Source organism: Fluviicola sp. (genome assembly GCF_030151805.1).
Lineage (GTDB): Bacteria > Bacteroidota > Bacteroidia > Flavobacteriales_D > Crocinitomicaceae > Fluviicola.
This window is the reverse complement of the sequence record NZ_JASLCN010000374.1, coordinates 1-2,789: the sequence shown is the minus strand read 5'-3', so window position 1 is coordinate 2,789 and position 2,789 is coordinate 1. Positions and strand designations below refer to the sequence as shown.

At 44.7% G+C, this 2,789-nt stretch carries 3 protein-coding genes and 1 pseudogene; all 4 read left to right on the top strand.

Features of this window, described 5'->3' with window-relative positions:
- Nucleotides 1-349, top strand: a pseudogene (locus Q1V93_RS14200) (DUF58 domain-containing protein); the annotation flags it as partial.
- A complete protein-coding gene (locus Q1V93_RS14195; protein ID WP_300665581.1) occupies nucleotides 346-1,260 on the top strand; it encodes a hypothetical protein in 915 nt (304 codons plus the stop codon). The pseudogene Q1V93_RS14200 and the gene Q1V93_RS14195, both read left to right, overlap by 4 nt.
- Nucleotides 1,257-2,282, top strand: a complete 1,026-nt coding sequence (locus Q1V93_RS14190; RefSeq protein WP_300665580.1) for a VWA domain-containing protein — start codon at nucleotides 1,257-1,259, stop codon at nucleotides 2,280-2,282. Before Q1V93_RS14195 ends, Q1V93_RS14190 begins: the two co-directional genes overlap by 4 nt.
- A partial coding sequence (locus tag Q1V93_RS14185) for a hypothetical protein (RefSeq protein WP_300665579.1) occupies nucleotides 2,275-2,789 on the top strand: 515 nt, incomplete at its 3' end. The genes Q1V93_RS14190 and Q1V93_RS14185, both read left to right, overlap by 8 nt.

The following is a 2,789-nucleotide window of genomic DNA, read 5'->3' as shown; positions in this document are numbered from 1 at the left end:
ACGAAGTATTTGTTTTGTGATCAGTGATTTTTCACAGTCCGAATTAAATAAGGAAGGCTTTGCAAATACCGCCCGAAAACACGATTTGGTTGCGCTTGGTGTGAGCGATCAGGGCGAGGGAAATCTCCCGAATGTAGGCTTTGTGCGTTGGATCAATGCAGAGACAAATACCACTAACTGGATTGACAGTTCTTCAGCGGTTGTGCGAAGAGATTACGAGAAAAACTACCGACTCCGGAAAGAACGAAATGAAAATTTCTTCCAGCAATTAGGAATAGATGCCGCTTTTTTTGAAGTAGGCGATCATGTTTATTTACCCTTGTTACAACTATTCAAACGCCGGAAATGAAAGGAATTCTGACCATAATCGCATGTTGGTGTCTGTTCGCAGTCAATGCACAGACAAAGCGCGTATTCTGGAAATCAGATTCCGTGCGCGTGGGAGACAAGGCAGAATTAACCATTTTGGTTAAAAACAAACCGGCAAAATTTGATTACAATCCGATTTCGGGTATTTTTAGTTGTGAAGTGATCCACAAAGGAGAAACACTCTGGAAACCGGGTGGAGAACTGGAAATAGAATCCTTCCGGGATACCACATACACGCAAAAAGGAATCAAATACTGGAAAGGCGTTTACACACTCATTGCCTGGGATTCTGCCAAATACCGTTTGCCTGATTTATGGATCTCCTGGCAAGATTCCACCTTTTCGTTTCATGCTCCGCATCTGCATGTCGGATTCGTGAAGAAGAAAGTGAAAGAAGGAATTGATGAAATTCCGATTGAACCGGAGAGCGATTCCTGGAGATTGCTGAAAGATTATTGGTGGGTTTTGCTGATCGTGGTTTTAGGTGTTACAATCGCAATTCTCTGGAATAAGCGCCGCAAAATCCGGAAATCAGAAGAACTGAGTTTGAGGGAGCGAACCTTGATGGCAATCAATCAATTGCGGAAAAAGGAAGATTGGCTTCACGGAAAGATCAAATCGCATTATGTGGCTTTTTCAGCCGTTCTGAAAATGTACCTGAGTTCCCGCTACGAGTTGAACCTGATGGAACGGACCACGAGTGAAACCATTGCTTTGCTGAAACTCAAACAACTGGATTTTGCCATGATCAAACGCATCGAAGTCCTTTTGAAAGAAGCGGATATGGTGAAATTTGCAAAAACCGAACTGGATGAGATTCATGTTCGCTCGAGTTTATTGCGCCTCGAAGAAATAGTCACAGAATTAAGCCCCCTGGAAATTCCGGAATGAGTCGTTACTTCAATATCTGCTTTTGGGAATATGATTTCTACAAACCGCATCTGCTCTGGCTCTTGCTGGCAATTCCTGCCTTATTGTTTTTGTGGGAATATCTGCAGAAAACCCGCGTCGGTCAATTGAAGTATGCAAATTCCGAACAAGAGCAATTGGCGTATTCCATCGGCTGGGTGAGATATATCCGCTGGGGAATCAATACCTGTTATGCGCTTTCCATGGCTTGCCTGGTTCTAGTGTTGGCGGAGCCATACAACACCTCCATAGATCCTCCGAAAATTGATTATAAGAACGGAATTGATATCATTCTGTCGATTGATGCATCCGGTTCCATGTTGGCGCAGGATTTCGACCCGAATCGTTTGGAAGTTGCCAAACGCGTTGCCAAAAAATTTGTCGATTCGAGAAAAGGAGACCGCGTTGGTTTGGTGGTTTACGAAGGAGAAGCATACACGGCTTGTCCGGCAACCTTGGATTACAAACTGCTGAAAAAGCAAATCTCGGATATTGAACCGGGATACCTCGAACCGGGAACGGCAATCGGAAGTGGTTTGGGAGTTGCCGTAACACGACTCAGAAGCGACAGTTTGCCTTCCAAAGTGATTATTTTGCTCACAGACGGAAGCAGTAATACCGGCCCGGATCCGATGGAAGCCGCCGCACTTGCAAAAGCGAAGAAATGTAAAGTATATACCATTGGTGTGGGAGCAAACGGAATGGCGCCAACTCCGGTAAATACACCATTCGGAGTCGTTTATCAAAACGTGCCGGTAGAAATTGACGAAGCCATTTTAAAAGAGATCTCACAATTGACAGGTGGAAAATTCTTCCGGGCAAAGGACGAAAAATCACTGGAGAAAATCTATACGGAAATTGACCAGTTGGAAAAACGAAAGATGGAAGATCAGCACTTGGCTGCAGAGCCGCCTCTGACGGTGTTCCCGTTTTTTATCTGGAGTATAATATTTTCCCTGGCAGCATGGGGAGCTCAACGCCTGAAATTCAGATTGGATGACTAAACAGCTTTCTACATATCAGCATTTGGTGAGATTATTACTGATTTCAGAAGGAATCTGGTGGTTTCTGGTTGTGATCTGCTCCACTGTTTTACCATTCGATCAATGGGGAATGTACCTGCTTCATCCACAGATGCTTTCACTTTGGATGATTATTCCTGCTTTCGCAGCGTTGACCTGGTTTCAGTGGCACTGGAAGTCGGGAATTTATCAGAAATATTCCGGATTCGGTTCCACCAGGATGCTGTGGGTGAAATTCGAACCGGTAAAAGCATTTCTACACTACTTTTTGCTGAGAAGCACCTTCTTTTTTGTCGTTCTGGCGATGGCGCAGCCTGTTTCGGGCTTCCGGAAAGTCAACGGATCGAAACGGGTTTTGGATCTGGTAATTTGCCTTGATATTTCCAATTCGATGAACACCAAAGATATGGGCGATGGCAGTGTAAGCCGCTTAACTGCCGCGAAACAAGCCATCGGGGAATTGCTGAATCAGTTGAAGGGCGAACGGAT